We start from the raw sequence: 15,650 nt of genomic DNA on the forward strand, positions 1-15,650 counted from the left end.
GTATGAATTTTTGCGGGCTTTGACAGCCTTTGGAGGGGGATTTTTGGGCTGACGGCGCGACTATCCCCCGCTGTCATTCCTCGCATCCCCACTGTCATTCCCCGCGAAGGCGGGGAATCCAGTACGCCGCGGCTTCTCGGCTCAATCACTGGCGTCCCGGCGTACTGGGACGCCCGGTCGAGCCGGGCGACGACACCGAGAGTGCAGCTACTCCGCCGCCTGCAACCGCACGCCCGCCTTCTTCGGCGCGATCCAGAACGCATCCGGCCGTTCGAACAGGAAATCGGCACCGAGCCGCAGGGCGGCCTGCCAGATCGCGAGCGATCCAAGCACGCCGGCGATGGTGACGATCAGCGACACCGTGCCGATATCAGGAATGACGCCGGTGCGCAGCAGCAGCGTGCGCGTTGCCGCCATCGGCAGGAAGAAGGCGAGATAGATCACGATCGAGTGCTCGCCGCAGAAGCGGAAGAAGTTCAGCCACTGCGCGCGCGCGAGCAGCGTGCCCATGGTGATGATGGCGCAGGCCCCTGCAAAGCCGAGCACGAGTGAGACGACCTTCCATTCGCTGGCCCCATACGCGACGAGGCCGGCATTGATCAGCGCCCAGGTCGCGAGCGCTGCGAGTGCAGGCCCAGGATGGCTGCGCGCGCGATCCGACAGCGCGAACACGTACGGCGCGAACAGATAGCCCGAATAGAAATAGACGAAGCGCGCGCAGAACTCGTCGATCGCGGTCCAGCCGGTCGCGATGCGCGCCGTCTCCAGCGCCGCGGCGATGAGCCAGATCGCGAGCGGCGGGACGCGCCGTGTCAGCTTTGTGACGACGAAGAAGACCGGCAGCAGGTAGATGAACCAGAGCGTGCCGAACGGCTCGATGAAGGATTCGAGATACAAGAGGCCGACCTCGCGCCAGCTCGTCTCCGCCGCGAAGGCGGGCGCCTTGAAGCCGAACTGGATTGTCACCCAGACGACATAGAAATAGGCGAAATGCACCACCTTGCGGTCGAGATAGGTTCGCCAGTCGCGGTCGATCACCAATGACAGGAACAGGCCCGAAATCAGGAAGAAATCCGGCATCCGGAACGGCTTTGCGAAGGCCACGGCGACATGCATGAAACCGGTCTCGCCCGCGGCGAGCTCGACCCCAAGCACCGAATGCATCATCACGACCATGACGATGCAGATGCCCTTGGCATAGTCGACCCAGTCGACACGTGCGGCAGAAGGGGCGTTAACGCCCCCGTTCCCAGGGATTGTGCCTGATGGTGCCATGGTGTCCCGTTTCGAGGCGTGTTCCACCCGGCTCTGTGCGGGCGTGATGCAGTGTGGGGCCTTGCGGCTTACGACTTCTTTACCGGTTCAATTCGCGTGCCGGTTTTTGCTCGCAGACTGTTCCCTTCCATCGGGAAAATGCTAAACCGCCCCGCATTGGGGTTTCGTTAACCAAGCCAAGACAGGGTTTCTCATGCGAATCGCGATGATCGGAACGGGCTATGTGGGACTGGTGTCCGGGGCCTGCTTTGCGGATTTCGGTCACGACGTCACCTGCGTCGACAAGGACGAGAAGAAGATCGCGGCGCTCCATCGCGGCGAGATCCCGATCTACGAGCCCGGGCTCGACGAGCTGGTCGCGACCAACGTCAAGGCCAAGCGGCTCGACTTCACCACCGACCTGTCGAAGCCGGTCGCGGACGCCGATGCCGTCTTCATCGCGGTCGGCACGCCGTCGCGCCGCGGTGACGGCCACGCCGATCTGTCCTACGTCTACGCCGCCGCGAAAGAGATCGCGCAGTCGCTGTCGGGCTTCACCGTCGTGGTGACCAAGTCGACCGTGCCGGTCGGCACCGGCGACGAGGTCGAGCGCATCATCCGCGAAACCAATCCCAACGCCGACGTCGTCGTCGCCTCCAACCCCGAATTCCTGCGCGAGGGCGCGGCGATCCGCGACTTCAAGTTCCCGGACCGCGTCGTGGTCGGCACCTCCGACGAGCGCGCCCGCAAGGTGATGGGCGACATCTATCGCCCGCTGTCGCTGAACCAGGCGCCGCTGATGTTCACGGCGCGCCGCACCGCCGAGATGATCAAATACGCTGCCAACGCGTTCCTCGCGACCAAGATCACCTTCATCAACGAGATCGCGGACCTTTCCGAAAAGGTCGGGGCCAACGTGCAGGAGGTCGCGCGCGGCATTGGCCTGGACAACCGCATCGGCACCAAGTTCCTGCATGCAGGTCCCGGCTTCGGCGGCTCGTGCTTCCCGAAGGACACCAAGGCGCTGATCAAGATCGCGCAGGACTACGACGTGTCCTTGCGCATCGTCGAATCCGTGCTGGCCGTCAACGAGAACCGCAAGCGCGCGATGGCGCGCAAGGTCAGCCAGGCGCTTGGCGGCTCGCTGCGCGGCAAGACCATCGCCGTGCTCGGCCTCACCTTCAAGCCCGACACCGACGATATGCGCGATGCGCCGTCGATCCCGCTGGTGACCGGCCTGATCGACATGGGCGCCAAGGTGAAGGCCTTCGATCCCGTCGGCATGGAGCAGGCGAAGAGTGAGCTGCCCAGCATCACCTATTGCGAGGACGCCTATTCCTGTGCGCAAGGCGCCGATGCGCTGGTTGTCGTCACCGAATGGGTGCAGTTCCGCGGCCTCGATCTCGACCGGCTGAAGAGTGTCATGGCGCAGCCCGTCGTCGTCGACCTCCGCAACATCTACAGCCCCGAAGACATGCGCGCCGCCGGCTTCACCTACGAGAGCGTCGGCCGTCCGTCGGCGCAGGGCTGATAGCGACACACGATTGTCATACCCCGCGAAGGCGGGGTATCCAGTAACCCCGATCTTCGTGATGATTGGGACCTGAGTTTACTGGATCACCCGCCTTCGCGGGTGATGACGGACCGAGACCTTTGCCCCGCAGCTTCGACACGCCCCTCCCGATCGATGCCGTGCTCGACGATTTGTCGCGCACGCTCGAGGCACACAATGCGGCCGTGCTGGTGGCCCCGCCCGGCGCCGGCAAGACCACGCGCGTGCCTCTGGCGCTGCTCGATGCGCCCTGGGCCAAGGGCAAGAAGATCATCGTGCTGGAGCCGCGGCGCATCGCGGCGCGCGCCAGCGCCGATCGCATGGCCAAATCGCTCGGCGAGCGGGCAGGTGAGACCGTCGGCTACCGCGTCCGTTTCGGCTCGAAAATATCGCGCGCGACGCGCATCGAGGTCGTGACCGAAGGCATCTTCACCCGCCAGATCATGGACGATCCCGAGCTCTCCGGCGTTGCCGCCGTCCTGTTCGACGAATTTCACGAGCGTTCGCTCGACGCCGACATGGGCCTTGCGCTGGCGCGTGACGCGCAAACCGGCCTGCGCGAGGATCTGCGCATTCTCGTGATGTCGGCAACGCTCGACGGCGCCCGCGTCGCAAAGCTGCTCGGTGAGGCGCCCGTCGTCGAAAGCGAGGGCCGCGCCTTTCCGGTCGAGACGCGCTATCTCGGCCGCAAGGCGGACGCGCCGATCGAGCGGCAGATGGCGGATGCGATCGCCTCGGCGTTGCGCGCCGATGGCGGTTCGGTGCTGGCGTTCCTGCCCGGCGCCGCTGAAATCCGCCGCACCCAGAATTTCCTCGGCGAGCGCGTCCAGGACGCCAGTATCGAGATCGTGCCGCTGTTCGGCGCGCTCGATGCCGCCGCGCAGGATCGCGCCATTGCGCCCGCGCCGAAGGGCACGCGCAAGGTGGTGCTGGCGACCTCGATCGCGGAGACCTCGCTCACCATCGAAGGCGTGCGCATTGTCGTCGATTCCGGTCTTGCCCGCGTGCCGCGCTACGAGCCTGATATCGGCCTGACCCGGCTCGAGACCGTGCGCGCCTCGCGCGCGGCGGTGGATCAGCGCCGCGGCCGCGCCGGCCGCACCGAGCCGGGCGTCTGCTACCGGCTCTGGGACGAGCCGCAGACGGCGTCGCTCGCGCCCTACACCCAGCCGGAAATCCTCAGCGCCGATCTGTCCTCGCTCGTGCTCGATCTGGCGCAATGGGGCGTCACTGACCCCGCCGCGCTGTCGTTCCTCGACCCGCCGCCGCAGCCGGCCTGGAAGGAAGCCAAGAGCCTTCTCAGCGAGCTCAATGCGCTGGATGGCGACGGCCGCATCACCGCCGAGGGCAAGAGCCTGCGCGCGCTGGCATTGCCGCCGCGGCTGGCGCGCATGATCGTGGATTCGCATCGCGCCGGCGCGGGCGGAGACGCCGCCGAGATCGCGGCGATCCTCACCGAGCGCGGGCTCGGCGGCGACAGCGCCGATCTCGAGCACCGGCGCGACCAGTTCCGCCGCGACCGCTCACCGCGCGCATCGAGTGCGCGCGACCTTGCCCGGCGCTGGGCCTCGCAGGTCGCGGCGTCAGAGAAGGAGGGGCCGCAGGAAGATCTCTCGACCGGCCTGATGCTCGCCTATGCCTTCCCGGACCGCGTCGCGCGCAATCGCGGCAACGGCAGTTTCGTGCTCGCCAACGGTCGCGGCGCCGCCGTCGAGCAGACCTCGTCGCTCGCCCGCGCGCCCTATATCGCGATCGGCGAAATGACGGGCACGGCGGCGAGCGGCCGCATCCTGCTCGCCGCGCAAATCACCGAGGACGACATCGAGCGGCATTTCGCCGAGCATATCGAGACCGTTGACGAGATCTCGTTCGATCGCGGCGCGATGGCGCTGCGTGCACGGCGCAAGCGCGCGCTGCATGCGATCACGCTCTCTGAAGCTACGCTGGCTGTGTCGCCGTCGGAGGAGACCGCGCGCATCTTCGCGGATGGTCTGATCGCCGCGGGCCTCGACCGGTTGCCCTGGTCGAAGGCGGCCGAGCAATGGCGCGACCGCGTGATGTTCCTGCGCAAGGCCGAAGGCGACAGCTGGCCTGACCTGTCCGACGACGGGCTGATCGTGCGGCGCGACGACTGGCTGGTGCCCGCGCTCTACGACAAGATAGCGCTCAAGGATATCTCCGCCGGCGATCTCTCCGATGCGCTGATGGCGCTGTTGCCGTGGGAGATGCGCGCACGGCTCGACCGCGAGGCGCCGACGCATTTCGAGGCGCCGACCGGGACCGTGCTCGCGATCGACTACGAGGCCGAGCAGGGGCCGACCATCGCAGTGCGGCTCCAGGAGTTGTTTGGCCTCAACACCCATCCGTCGATCGCGGCCGGCAAGGTGCCGCTGGTGCTGGAATTGCTGTCGCCGGCGCAGCGCCCGGTGCAGGTGACGCGCGATCTCCCCGGTTTCTGGCGCGGCAGCTACGCCGCGGTACGCTCCGACCTGCGCGGCCGCTACCCGCGCCATCCCTGGCCGGAAGATCCGGCGAATGCATTGCCGACCCGGCGGGTCAAACCGCGCGGCACCTGAGAAATCACGAACCCGTATTAACCGTCCGCTCATCCTTTTCGTCAAAATGGCACTGGCCCGGCCGCGGCGTCGCTCGCGGACGGTCGTGTCGCGTGGTGAAATCGAGCTTTCCGGCTCGGAAGTGGTGTGATGCGTAACATAATGATCCTCGCGGCCATCATGATCGGCCTCGGCACCTTCATGGCGCAGATGGCGGACAGGATGAGCTCCGCTTCCGCCACGTCAGCGCCGCGCACGACGGTCGCGGTCGCAACCACGGCGCCGGCCGGTGGCCGCAGCCTCGCCATTGGCCGCGACGGCCGTGGCCATTTCCAGACCGAGGGCCGGATCGAGGGCCAGCGCATCGGCTTCATGGTCGACACCGGCGCCTCCGTCGTTGCGCTGAACGAGACCTCGGCCGCCCGCTTCGGCCTGCGTCCCTCGCGCGGCGAGTACAACGCCACCGTCTCCACCGCCAACGGCACCATCAAGGCCGCGCGCACCCGCATCGCCATGCTGGAGGTCGGCGGCCTCGTCGTGCGCGACGTCGACGCCATGGTGTTGCCGGACGAGGCGCTGTCGGAAAACCTGCTCGGCCTCTCCTTCCTGTCCCGCCTGAAGCGTTTCGAGTACGCCAACGGGCAGATGGTGCTGGAGCAGTAGAAGCCTCCCAAAGGCTCCTGCGACCGTATATTTCAAAAAGCGTCGTTGTTTCGACCGCTCTCGCGGTCAGATTTCCCCCGTTGCTAAACTGCCGCAATTATAAGCCACAAGCTGCCATTCCCGCCTTCCGCTGCGGCCTGGCATTCGCTAAGGCTGCATCAAATCCTGCCCCCCTTTTCACGAGACCGTCTCAATGTTTCCCAAGCCGAAATCCGTCTTGTTGCCCAACACCTACGCCTTCGAATCCGAGCCGATGGTGAAACCTACGGGTTTTCGCGAATACGACGCGCGCTGGCTGTTCCAGAAGGAAATCAACCTGATGGGGATCCAGGCGCTCGGCATGGGGCTGGGCGCACTGATCGCGGAACTCGGCGTCAAGCAGGAGATCGTCACCGGCCATGACTTCCGCGGCTATTCCGCCTCGATCAAATATGCGCTGATCTCCGGCCTGATGGCGGCGGGGTGCAAGGTGCACGACATCGGGCTCGCGGTGACGCCGATGGCCTATTTCGCGCAGTTCGATCTCGACGTGCCCTGCTGCGCGATGGTCACGGCCTCGCACAACGACAATGGCTGGACCGGCGTGAAGATGGGCGCCAACCGCCCGCTGACCTTCGGCCCGGACGAGATGACGCGGCTCAAGGAGATCGTGCTCAACGCCGATTTCAAGAACAAGGTCGGCGGCTCCTATCAATTCCACGAGAATTATCCGGCGCGCTACATCGCCGATCTCACCAGCCGTCCGAAGCTGACGCGCAAGCTCAAGGTCGTCGCGGCCTGCGGCAACGGCACCGCGGGCGCATTCGCGCCGCAGGTGCTGGAGGCGATCGGCTGCGAGGTGATCCCGCTCGACACCGAGCTCGACCACACGTTCCCGAAATACAATCCGAATCCTGAAGACATGGAGATGCTGCACGCGATCCGCGACGCGGTGCTGCAGCACAAGGCCGATGTCGGCCTCGGCTTCGACGGTGACGGCGACCGCTGCGGCGTCGTCGACAACACCGGCGAGGAAATCTTCGCCGACAAGGTCGGCGTGATGTTGGCGCGCGACATGTCGGCGATCCACAAGGACGCGCAGTTCATCGTCGACGTGAAATCGACCGGCCTCTTCATCACCGATCCGGTGTTGCAGAAGCAGGGCGCCAAGACCACCTATTGGAAGACCGGCCATTCCTACATGAAGCGCCGCACCCACGAGACGGGTGCGCTCGCCGGCTTCGAGAAGTCGGGCCACTTCTTCTTCAACAAGCCGTATGGACGCGGCTATGACGACGGCCTGGTCTCGGCGATTGCGATCTGCGATATGCTCGACCGCGCCCCCGGCAAGTCGATGGCCGACCTGAAGAACGCGCTGCCAAAAACCTGGTCGTCGCCGACCATGTCGCCGCATTGCGCCGACGAGGTCAAATACGGCGTCATCGACGCCGTGGTGAAGCATTTCGAAGGCTTGCAGGCCAAGGGTGCCAAGATCGGCGGCCAGGCGATCCGCGATCTCGTCACCGTCAACGGCGTGCGCGTCACGGTGGAAGACGGCAGCTGGGGCCTGATGCGTGCCTCCTCCAACAAGCCCGAGCTCGTGGTCGTGGTCGAGAGCCCGGTCTCCGAGCAGCGCATGCACGACATGTTCGAGATGGTGAACAGCGTGCTGCGCACGCATCCCGAAGTCGGCGCGTACAATCAGACGATCTGAGAGGGGCCGGTATCACCACATGCACTGCGTCATGCCCCGCGCAGGCGGGGCATCCAGTACGCCGCGGCCTCCCGGTTCAATCGCAGGCGTCTCGGAGTACTGGATCGCCCGGTCAAGCCGGGCGATGACACTTTTCGTGTGGTGAGCTCTAAGCCGCCACCACCGCCGGAATCGGCAGCGCGGTGACCGACTTGATCTTCTCCATCGCGAAGCGCGAGGTGACGTTCTTCAGCGGCACGGCGCTGATCAGCTTCTTGTAGAACACGTCATAGGCCTGCATGTCCGCGACCACGACGCGCAGCATGTAGTCGACGTCGCCGGCCATCCGGTAGAACTCCATCACCTCGGGCATGGCGCTGACGGCCTCGGCGAACTTCTTGAGCCAGGCGTCGGAATGATCGGAGCTCTCGACCGAGACGAACACGGAGATGCCGAGCCCGATCTTGTTCTGGTCGACGAGGGCGACCCGTTTCAGGATCACCCCGTCGGCCTCCAGCCGCTGGATGCGTTTCCAGCAGGGGGTCGAGGACAGGCCGACACGATCGCCGATCTCGGCGACGGACAGGGAGGCATCCTCCTGGAGTACCATCAGAATCTTGCGGTCGATGGCGTCGAGGCGGCGGCTGGTCTCGGGGATCTGGACGGCGAGGTCAGTCATTTGAAGAACTTTGTTTCATTATAGGGGTCGATTTCCCTGATATAGAGAAAATCCTTCCACGACAAGCCTATAATCTTGGCGACCCGCCCGGCGCCCTCGCTGGCGGTCCGTCTAAAAGCCTTTCAACTTCAACGCGTTGCGGGGCAGCCAGGCCGCCACCATGGCGGGTACATTTCAGCGCTGCGGCAGCCGCGGCGAATCGCAGCGCCTCCCGTACCACCGCACCCTCGGCCAGGCGAAGCGTGAAGGCACCATGGAAGACGTCGCCGGCGCCAAGCGTATCGACCGCATGAACCGGGAAGGCCGGTGTCTCCTCAAGCTCGCCTGCATCGTTCAGCCAGATCGTACCGAGGGGACCGCGTGTGGCGGCGAGAAAGGCCGGCGTCAGCTTCGCCAGGTGCCGCAATGCCTCGCCGTCGGCGGCGATGCCGGCAGTCTCCTGCACCTGTTCGCTGGCGAACAGAAGATGCGAGGCCGCCGTGAGCAGGCCGTCCTGCAAAGACATCGCGCGGTCGACGCCGACGATGACAGGTATGCCGCGCCGGCGCGCCTCGGCGCAGAGGGAGGTCGCGAACCCTGCACAGCGGCTTTCGACGAGGACCGCCCGACAATCGGCGAGCAGGACGTCAGCGTCCGGCAGCTTCACGCTCCACAGGCCGGGATCGCGATAGATCGTGAGTGTCCGCTCGCCGGAGGGCTCGATCATGATCGCGGAGACGGGCGTGGTCACATCAGGCATGCGCACGATATGGCCGGTGTCGATGCCTTCCTGCGCCATCCGTTCGAGAATGAAGCCGCTCGACGTCTCCCGGGCATCGCCCATGGGACCTGCGAACGAGACGCGGCCGCCAAGCCGTGCCATCGCGATCGCGGCATTGAGCGCGTTGCCGCCGCAGATCTCGGCAAGATGCGTGGCATTCGCCTTGCTGCCGCGTGCGGGCACGGCCTCGACGCGAAAGGTCAGGTCGCGCACGGGAATGCCGATGCAGAGGATGCGCGGCGCAATCCCGGCCATCACCGGCCTCAGCTCAAGCGCCGCTCTTGTCGTGCACCCAGCGGCCGAGCAGGTGATGGGCGATGGCGAAGGGATGCGGGCCGGCGAGCCCGTCGGGATGCGTCCGCGTCAGCATCAGCGCCGCCTCCTCGCGCGTGAACCAGCGCGCATCCTCCAGCTCTGAATGATCGACGACAATGTCCTCGTTCAGCGCCCGCGCGCTGCAGCCGATCATCAGCGACGACGGGTAGGGCCACGGCTGCGTCATGTAATACTGCACGTCGGTGCAGCGGATCCCGGATTCTTCGAGGATCTCCCGGCGCACCGCGTCCTCGATGGTCTCGGCGGCCTCGACGAAGCCGGCGAGGCAGGAAAACATGCCCGGCGGAAACTGCTTCTGGCGGCCGAGCAGGCATTTTTCTCCGGAGGCGACCAGCATGATCACGACCGGATCGGTGCGCGGAAAATGCTCGGCCTTGCAGGCAGGGCAATCGCGCTTCCAGCCGCCTTCCTTCATCGCGCTGCGCGTGCCGCAATTGGCGCAATAGCCGTGGCGCTGGTGCCAGCTCACCATCGACTTCGCCATCGCGATCGCCGAAAGCTCGTCGGGGGGAATCGCGCCCTGCATGGCCATGCCGCGCAGCTCGGTGAGGCTGTAGTCCTCGCGGCCGACCAGCTTCTCGGCGGCGGCCTGCGACAGGCCCATGCCGAACACAGCGGCGCCGTCGCGTAAGCCTAAGAAGATCGTGCCGGGATTGGCGCCGCATTTCAGCGCCTCGTCGATTCCCAGCAGCGCGCGCACGTTTTCGCCTTCGCGCTTCACCAGCAGCGAGTCGCGGTGGACGACATAGGCGCGCGAGGACGGCTTCTGCTCCAGCGCGAACAGCTTTTCGTCGTCGCGGCGCAGATGCGCGGCGCGGTCGAGGATGTTGGTGACGAAGGCCGGCTGTCCCAGCGGAAATGCGTCGAATGCTGACATTTCTTGTTCTTTCAACCCAACCAGATTTTTCGGCGAAGCGCGCTGATGAAATTCTGCACCTCTGTGGCGTCATGCGCCAAGGGCTGCATCACGCCCCAGACCGGCCGCGGCCAGGCGGCGTCACCGGTGCGGCGGGCGATGATGTGGACGTGAAGCTGCGGCACGAGGTTGCCGAGCGCCGCGATATTGAGCTTGTCGCATTTGGTGATCTCCTTCAGCGCGCGCGAGACGCGGGAGATCTCGGTCATCAGCTGCGCCTGCTGCACTTCGTCGAGATCGATGATCTCGACCGCATCGGGGCGCCGCGGCACCAGCAACAGCCAGGGATAATTGGCGTCCTTGATGACCAGCACCTTCGACAGCGGCAGGTCGCCGATGTCGATGGTGTCCTCTTTCAGGCGGGAGTGCAGCGACCAGGCGGGTTCGGACATGAAGGTTTTCCGGATGGCCCGGTGGGACGGGCTTGTTGGGTTCGACCATACGATACCGATTCCGATAGGGGAAGGATCGGGGCTCCGCCGGTACTGCATACACGGTCGTCGCCCCGGACAAGCGCAGCGAAGCGGAGCGCTGATCCGGGGCCCATAACCACAGGGAGAGATTTGGCGAAGACTCGCAGTTGCCAGCCCCCGCCACCACCTCTTCCTGTGGTTATGGATTCCGGGCTCGCGCTTTGCGCGCCCCGGAATGACAGAAACTACGCCTCCGCGAGCACCTGCGCATTGGCGCGGACCGAGGCTTCGCTGACGCGGATGCCGAGACCGGGGCCGTCGGGCACGACCACGTGACCCGCGCGGTTGGCGACGCGCTCTTCCAGCACGTCCTCGGTGAGCACATGATGCGGCATGTAGAATTCGCAGCCGAGCGAGATGCCCGGCGTGGCCGCAATCAGCTGCGTACCTGCGGCAAGGCCGATGCCGCCCTCCCACAGCGTGCCGCCATAGCCGGGCAGGCCGGCGATGTCGGCGATCGCCATGATCGCCTGCGCCTCGAACAGGCCGCCGGCCTTCATCAGCTTGATCGAGACGGCGTCGGCCGCCTCGCGTCGCACCACCTCCATCATGTCGCGGCGGTCGAAGCAGCTTTCGTCGGCGAGCACGGGCGTTTCCAGCGCCGCGGTGAGCTGCGCCATCACGTCGAGATATTTGCGCGGCACCGGCTGCTCGATGAAGGTCGGCGCAAACTCCTCGACATCGCGCAAAATCTTGATGGCGCCGAACGGCGCCAGCGCCTGGTTGTAGTCGACACGGAGGTCGACCTTGTCGCCGAATTCCTTCCGGATTGCCTCAAGATGATCGAGATCCTCGCGGTGCGGCTTCACGCCGGTCTTGACCTTGTAGATGACATTGCCGTCCGGAACCATTTTTCGCATGCGCTCGAGATCGGCGGGAAAGTCCGGATCGGCAATCGAGAAGGAGAGCGGGATCGTGTCGCGCACGCGGCCGCCGAGCAGGTCGGCGACCGACAGCCCCGACGACTTGCCGACGATGTCGAGCAGCGCCATCTCGATCGCGACCTTGGCCTCGGCATGGCCGACCAGCGCGCGGTCGAGCTCGGCCATCAGCGCGCGGATGCGGCGCACCGGCTTGCCGAGCGCGATCGGCCGCAGATAGATGTCGAGCGCGGAGAAGGCTGCTTCCGGCGTTCCTGTAAAGACCTCCCACGGCGCTGCCTCGCCCCAGCCGATCACGCCGTCGCTTGACGTGAGCTCGATCAGCACGCGCTTCACCGTGCCCTTGACGTTGCCGACGCCCTGCAGGCGCGCCATCTTGATCGGGCTTTCGATCAGGAACAGCCTGATGCGTTCGACGGTTGCTTCGGTCATGTCAGGCCTCCATTGACGTGCCAGACCTGGCCGGTGACGTAGGATGCTTTGGGGGACGCCAGGAAGGCGATGATTTCGGCCACTTCCTCCGGCCGCCCGCGGCGGCGCATCGGAATCAGCGCTTCGGTCGCAGCGATCTGCTCGGGCGACAGCCGGCTCTCGCTCGGCTTGTCCTTGACGATGAGGCCCGGTGAGACGGCGTTGACGGTGATGCCGTCTTTTGCGAGCTCGACCGCAGCGAGCCGCACCAGCGCTTCAAGCGCGGAGCGGCTCGCAGCCGTTGCCGCGAACGGCGCAAACTCGGGGCGGATCGCGTGGGCCACGAAGGACGACACCGCGACGATCCGTGCGTCGCGACCGGCGCGCAGCAGCGGCAGCGCGGCGTCGACCAGGCGCGTGAAGGCCAGCGCGGATTCGTCCATCGCCTGGCGGAATTCATCCGCCGGCGTGCCGATCGCGCTGCCGCGGCGGGCATGGCCGCCCACGAGGATCAACCCATCGAGTCGGCCGAAGGCGGTTTGCGCAGCGGCGACGGCGTCGGTGGCGGCGGCCTCCCCGGCGAGGTCGCCGAGGCATTTTGCGACCACAGCGCCTTGCGCTTCGGCTTCCGCCGCAGCGGCATCGAGGCCGGCCGCATTGGAGCGCGTGTGCAGCAGCAGCGCGGTGCCGGGCGCCGCGAGCAGTCTTGCGGTGGCGCGGCCGATGCCGCTGGCGGCACCGGTGACGAGATAGACGCGATTGATATCGGACATCAGGATGTTGCGTTGGCCGGCGGCAGCGCGCCGGTGCGGTGGAAATGGCTGAGGAAGGCACGCGTCGCGGCTTCCTGGGGATTGTCGATCACCTGCCGCGCCGGGCCTTCCTCGACGACGACACCGTCGCGCATGAAGATGAGGCGGTCGGCGACCTCGCGGGCAAAGGCGATCTCATGGGTCACGATCACCATGGTCATGCCCTCCGAGGCCAGCCGCTGCATGACGGCGAGCACCTCGCCGACGAGTTCAGGGTCGAGCGCCGAGGTGGCCTCGTCGAACAGCATCACGTCCGGCTCCATCGCCAGCGCCCGCGCGATCGCGACGCGCTGCTTCTGTCCGCCCGAGAGCGTCGCCGGATACTGGTCCGCCTTCTCGGCAAGGCCGACCTTTGCGAGCTGCGCCCGCGCGAGCTTCTCGGCGTCGGCCCTGGCCATGCGGCGCACCGTGACCGGTCCCTCCATCACGTTCTGGAGCGTGGTCATGTGCGGGAACAGGTTGAAGTGCTGGAACACCATGCCGGTGGTGGCGCGGAATCTTGCGAGTGTCTTCACGTCGGGCAGCTTTGCGCCCTCGCCGAACTGGAAGCGTGTATCGCCGACGCGAACGCTGCCGCCATCAGGCGTCACCAGAAGATTGACGCAGCGGAGCAGCGTCGACTTGCCCGAGCCAGACGGGCCGATCAGCGCCACCACGCCGCCCTTGGCGACGTCGAGGCTGATGTTCTTCAGGACCTCGTTGCTGCCGAAGCTCTTGCGCAAGGCGCGGATCTCGATCTTCGAAGTGTCGCTCATTCGCCGACCGCCAATCGCTTCTCGCCGCGCCGGACGATGATGGTGAGCGGAATCAGGATTGCGGCATAGGCGACCGCGACCGCCGTGTAGGTCTCCAGCGGCCGGTAGCTGTCATGGGCCGCGACCTGGCTCTGATAGACGAGGTCAGGCACCGCCAGCACCGAGACCAGCGAGGTGTTCTTGAACTGGATGATCGACTGGTTCATCAGCGCCGGGATCATGCGCTTGATCGCCTGCGGCAGCACGATGCGCCGCATCGCCTGGCCAGGGGTCATGCCGAGCGCGGCACCCGCTTCGGACTGGCCCTTGTCGATCGAGACGATGCCGCCGCGGATGATCTCCGAATAGAACGAGCCGCCATAGAGCGACAGCGCCAGCGCCGAGGCCGTGATCGGCGTCATCTCGACGCCGGCGAGGATCGGCAGCGCGTAATAGAACCAGATCAGCTGCACCAGAATCGGCGTGCAGCGGAACGCCTCGATGAAGGTGAGGGCGACGAGGCGCACCGCCTTGAGACGCGACAGGCTGCCGAATGCGCCGAACAGGCCGAACACCAGTCCGAGCACCACGATGACCACGGTGAAGCCGACGGTGACGCCGAGCCCGTTGAGAAAGAGCCAGCGATAGCTCCAGAGAATGCCGAAGTCCCAGTGATACATGCGTGCGTTTACTCGTCGCGGGTGCCGTTTGCACCGTCATTCCGGGGCGCGACGAAGTCGCGAACCCGGAATCCAGAGATTGCAGTGCGAGATTCCGGGTTCGATGCTTCGCATCGCCCCGGAATGACAGTGGGAGCTTACAACGAAACGCCCGGCGGAATGTCCGCCTCGGTCACGCCCACCAGCTCCATGTTGGTGATGATCGCATTGCGGATGAAGCCGAGGCCCTTGTTGAAGTCGATCCAGGTGTTGACGTAGTCGCGCCAGGTCTTGTCGGTCTCGCGGCGGAAGCCGGCGTTCGACGTGGTGGCGAAGATCGGCGTCGGCAGCACGAACTGGCCGAGCGAGGGATTCTTTTTCAGCACGGTCAGCGACAGCATGGTGATCAGGCATTGCGCGTCGACGCGGCCGGTCTGGAGCGCGGCGGTGGCGTCATCGGCGGTCTTGAGGCGCGAGATCTGCGCCTTCGGTATCAGGCGGCTGACGACCTGGTCGTGCGAGGAGCCCTGGTCGACCGCGATCTTGACGTCGGGCGAGTTCAGCTCGGCCCAGGTCTTCGGCTTGAAGTCCTTCTTGCAGAGGATGCCGAAGGCGTTGTTGAAGACCGGCACCGAGAAATCGACCACCAGCGCGCGCTTCGGGGTCGGGTTGAGGCCGAAGAAGATGTCGATCTTGTTGGACTGCAGGTCGAGCACCGAATTGCCCCAGGTGGTCTCGGTGATCTCGAGCTCGGCTTCCATGTCGTCGGCGAGCGCCTTGGCGATGTCGACGTAAAAGCCCTTCCACTGGCCGCTGGCGAGGTCCTTCATGTAATAGGGCGCGCCGCCGCCGACCGCGCCGATCCGCATCTTCTTGGTGCGGCGGATGCGGGCGAAGGTCGATTCGTTCGGATCGGCGGCCTGGGCCACGGCCGAGGACGCCAGTGCGCCCGCGGCCATCGCGCCAACGGCGCCAAGTCCGACAATCGATGCAACATCACGACGTGTAACCATTGGGATCAATCGCTTTTCTGGTTGGATGGGGTTCCGGCAAGGTTCTAGCAAGGTGGTCTCACCAGCGAAAGCACAGCCTGTCGGCTGGGCAGACCGGGAATTGCCCGGATGCTGGGCAAACTCAACCGGTTCAAGCTGATACCCGCTTGCTTTCCCGACCTTTTGGCCCCAAATAGGGACCGGGAGATTGGCGGTGGACGAGCCACTCGCCAACCGGGTCAGGTCCGGAAGGAAGCAGCCCTAACGAGGTCCGGATCGGGTCGCTCGTCAGTCTCCTACC

General features: G+C 65.8%; 14 protein-coding genes and 1 other RNA gene. 5 read left to right on the top strand and 10 right to left on the bottom strand.

Annotated elements, in window-relative coordinates; all coding sequences use genetic code 11:
- Window positions 1-207 precede the first annotated feature (207 nt).
- Window positions 208-1,275, bottom strand: coding sequence for an acyltransferase family protein (locus tag AB5K84_RS05410; RefSeq protein WP_038967713.1), 1,068 nt, complete (start codon window positions 1,273-1,275; stop codon window positions 208-210).
- Window positions 1,276-1,468: 193 nt separating this feature from the next.
- On the opposite strand from AB5K84_RS05410, the gene AB5K84_RS05415 reads away from it, so the two are divergent.
- The 4 genes from AB5K84_RS05415 (at window position 1,469) to AB5K84_RS05430 (ending at window position 7,717) form a co-directional block, all read left to right on the top strand.
- Entirely contained in the window at window positions 1,469-2,785 is a 1,317-nt protein-coding gene (locus AB5K84_RS05415) for a UDP-glucose dehydrogenase family protein (RefSeq protein WP_011090851.1), read from the top strand.
- A 122-nt stretch (window positions 2,786-2,907) separates the two neighbouring features.
- Complete coding sequence (gene hrpB / locus AB5K84_RS05420) at window positions 2,908-5,382, top strand: ATP-dependent helicase HrpB (RefSeq protein ID WP_038968081.1); 2,475 nt, start codon at window positions 2,908-2,910, stop codon at window positions 5,380-5,382.
- Between the two features lie 129 nt (window positions 5,383-5,511).
- Entirely contained in the window at window positions 5,512-6,024 is a 513-nt protein-coding gene (locus tag AB5K84_RS05425; protein ID WP_162494178.1) for a TIGR02281 family clan AA aspartic protease, read from the top strand.
- A 193-nt stretch (window positions 6,025-6,217) separates the two neighbouring features.
- Window positions 6,218-7,717: a phosphomannomutase/phosphoglucomutase gene (locus tag AB5K84_RS05430; RefSeq protein ID WP_011090848.1), complete on the top strand. Its 1,500-nt coding sequence runs from the start codon at window positions 6,218-6,220 to the stop codon at window positions 7,715-7,717.
- A 148-nt stretch (window positions 7,718-7,865) separates the two neighbouring features.
- Here AB5K84_RS05430 and AB5K84_RS05435 read toward each other — a convergent pair whose 3' ends face one another.
- The 9 genes from AB5K84_RS05435 to AB5K84_RS05475 all read right to left on the bottom strand — a co-directional run bounded on the left by AB5K84_RS05435 (window position 7,866) and on the right by AB5K84_RS05475 (window position 15,370).
- Window positions 7,866-8,375: an Lrp/AsnC family transcriptional regulator gene (locus AB5K84_RS05435; protein ID WP_011090847.1), complete on the bottom strand. Its 510-nt coding sequence runs from the start codon at window positions 8,373-8,375 to the stop codon at window positions 7,866-7,868.
- Between the two features lie 67 nt (window positions 8,376-8,442).
- Complete coding sequence (locus AB5K84_RS05440; protein WP_038966070.1) at window positions 8,443-9,390, bottom strand: sugar kinase; 948 nt, start codon at window positions 9,388-9,390, stop codon at window positions 8,443-8,445.
- A gap of 13 nt (window positions 9,391-9,403) precedes the next feature.
- Window positions 9,404-10,348: an NAD(+) diphosphatase gene (gene nudC, locus AB5K84_RS05445; protein WP_011090845.1), complete on the bottom strand. Its 945-nt coding sequence runs from the start codon at window positions 10,346-10,348 to the stop codon at window positions 9,404-9,406.
- Between the two features lie 11 nt (window positions 10,349-10,359).
- On the bottom strand, window positions 10,360-10,779 hold the full coding sequence (locus AB5K84_RS05450) for an HIT family protein (protein WP_038966071.1): 420 nt from the start codon (window positions 10,777-10,779) through the stop codon (window positions 10,360-10,362).
- Between the two features lie 266 nt (window positions 10,780-11,045).
- Window positions 11,046-12,173, bottom strand: a complete 1,128-nt coding sequence (locus tag AB5K84_RS05455; RefSeq protein ID WP_011090843.1) for a muconate cycloisomerase family protein — start codon at window positions 12,171-12,173, stop codon at window positions 11,046-11,048.
- Window positions 12,170-12,925: an SDR family NAD(P)-dependent oxidoreductase gene (locus AB5K84_RS05460; protein WP_011090842.1), complete on the bottom strand. Its 756-nt coding sequence runs from the start codon at window positions 12,923-12,925 to the stop codon at window positions 12,170-12,172. The genes AB5K84_RS05455 and AB5K84_RS05460 overlap by 4 nt, the downstream gene beginning before the upstream one ends.
- Window positions 12,925-13,719 (bottom strand): amino acid ABC transporter ATP-binding protein, encoded by a 795-nt coding sequence (locus AB5K84_RS05465; protein ID WP_011090841.1) that lies wholly within the window; start codon window positions 13,717-13,719, stop codon window positions 12,925-12,927. The genes AB5K84_RS05460 and AB5K84_RS05465 overlap by 1 nt, the downstream gene beginning before the upstream one ends.
- Window positions 13,716-14,378: an amino acid ABC transporter permease gene (locus tag AB5K84_RS05470; RefSeq protein ID WP_011090840.1), complete on the bottom strand. Its 663-nt coding sequence runs from the start codon at window positions 14,376-14,378 to the stop codon at window positions 13,716-13,718. Before AB5K84_RS05470 ends, AB5K84_RS05465 begins: the two co-directional genes overlap by 4 nt.
- Before the next feature lie 137 nt (window positions 14,379-14,515).
- The gene (locus AB5K84_RS05475; RefSeq protein ID WP_011090839.1) at window positions 14,516-15,370 is read right to left on the bottom strand and encodes a transporter substrate-binding domain-containing protein; all 855 of its coding nucleotides are present in this window, start codon (window positions 15,368-15,370) and stop codon (window positions 14,516-14,518) included.
- 182 nt (window positions 15,371-15,552) lie between these two features.
- Here AB5K84_RS05475 and ffs point away from each other — a divergent pair.
- An RNA gene (ffs, locus tag AB5K84_RS05480) (signal recognition particle sRNA small type) lies at window positions 15,553-15,649 on the top strand.
- Window position 15,650 lies beyond the last annotated feature (1 nt).

The organism is Bradyrhizobium sp. 1200_D9_N1_1 (genome assembly GCF_052075915.1).
GTDB classification, from domain to species: Bacteria; Pseudomonadota; Alphaproteobacteria; order Rhizobiales; family Xanthobacteraceae; genus Bradyrhizobium; species Bradyrhizobium diazoefficiens.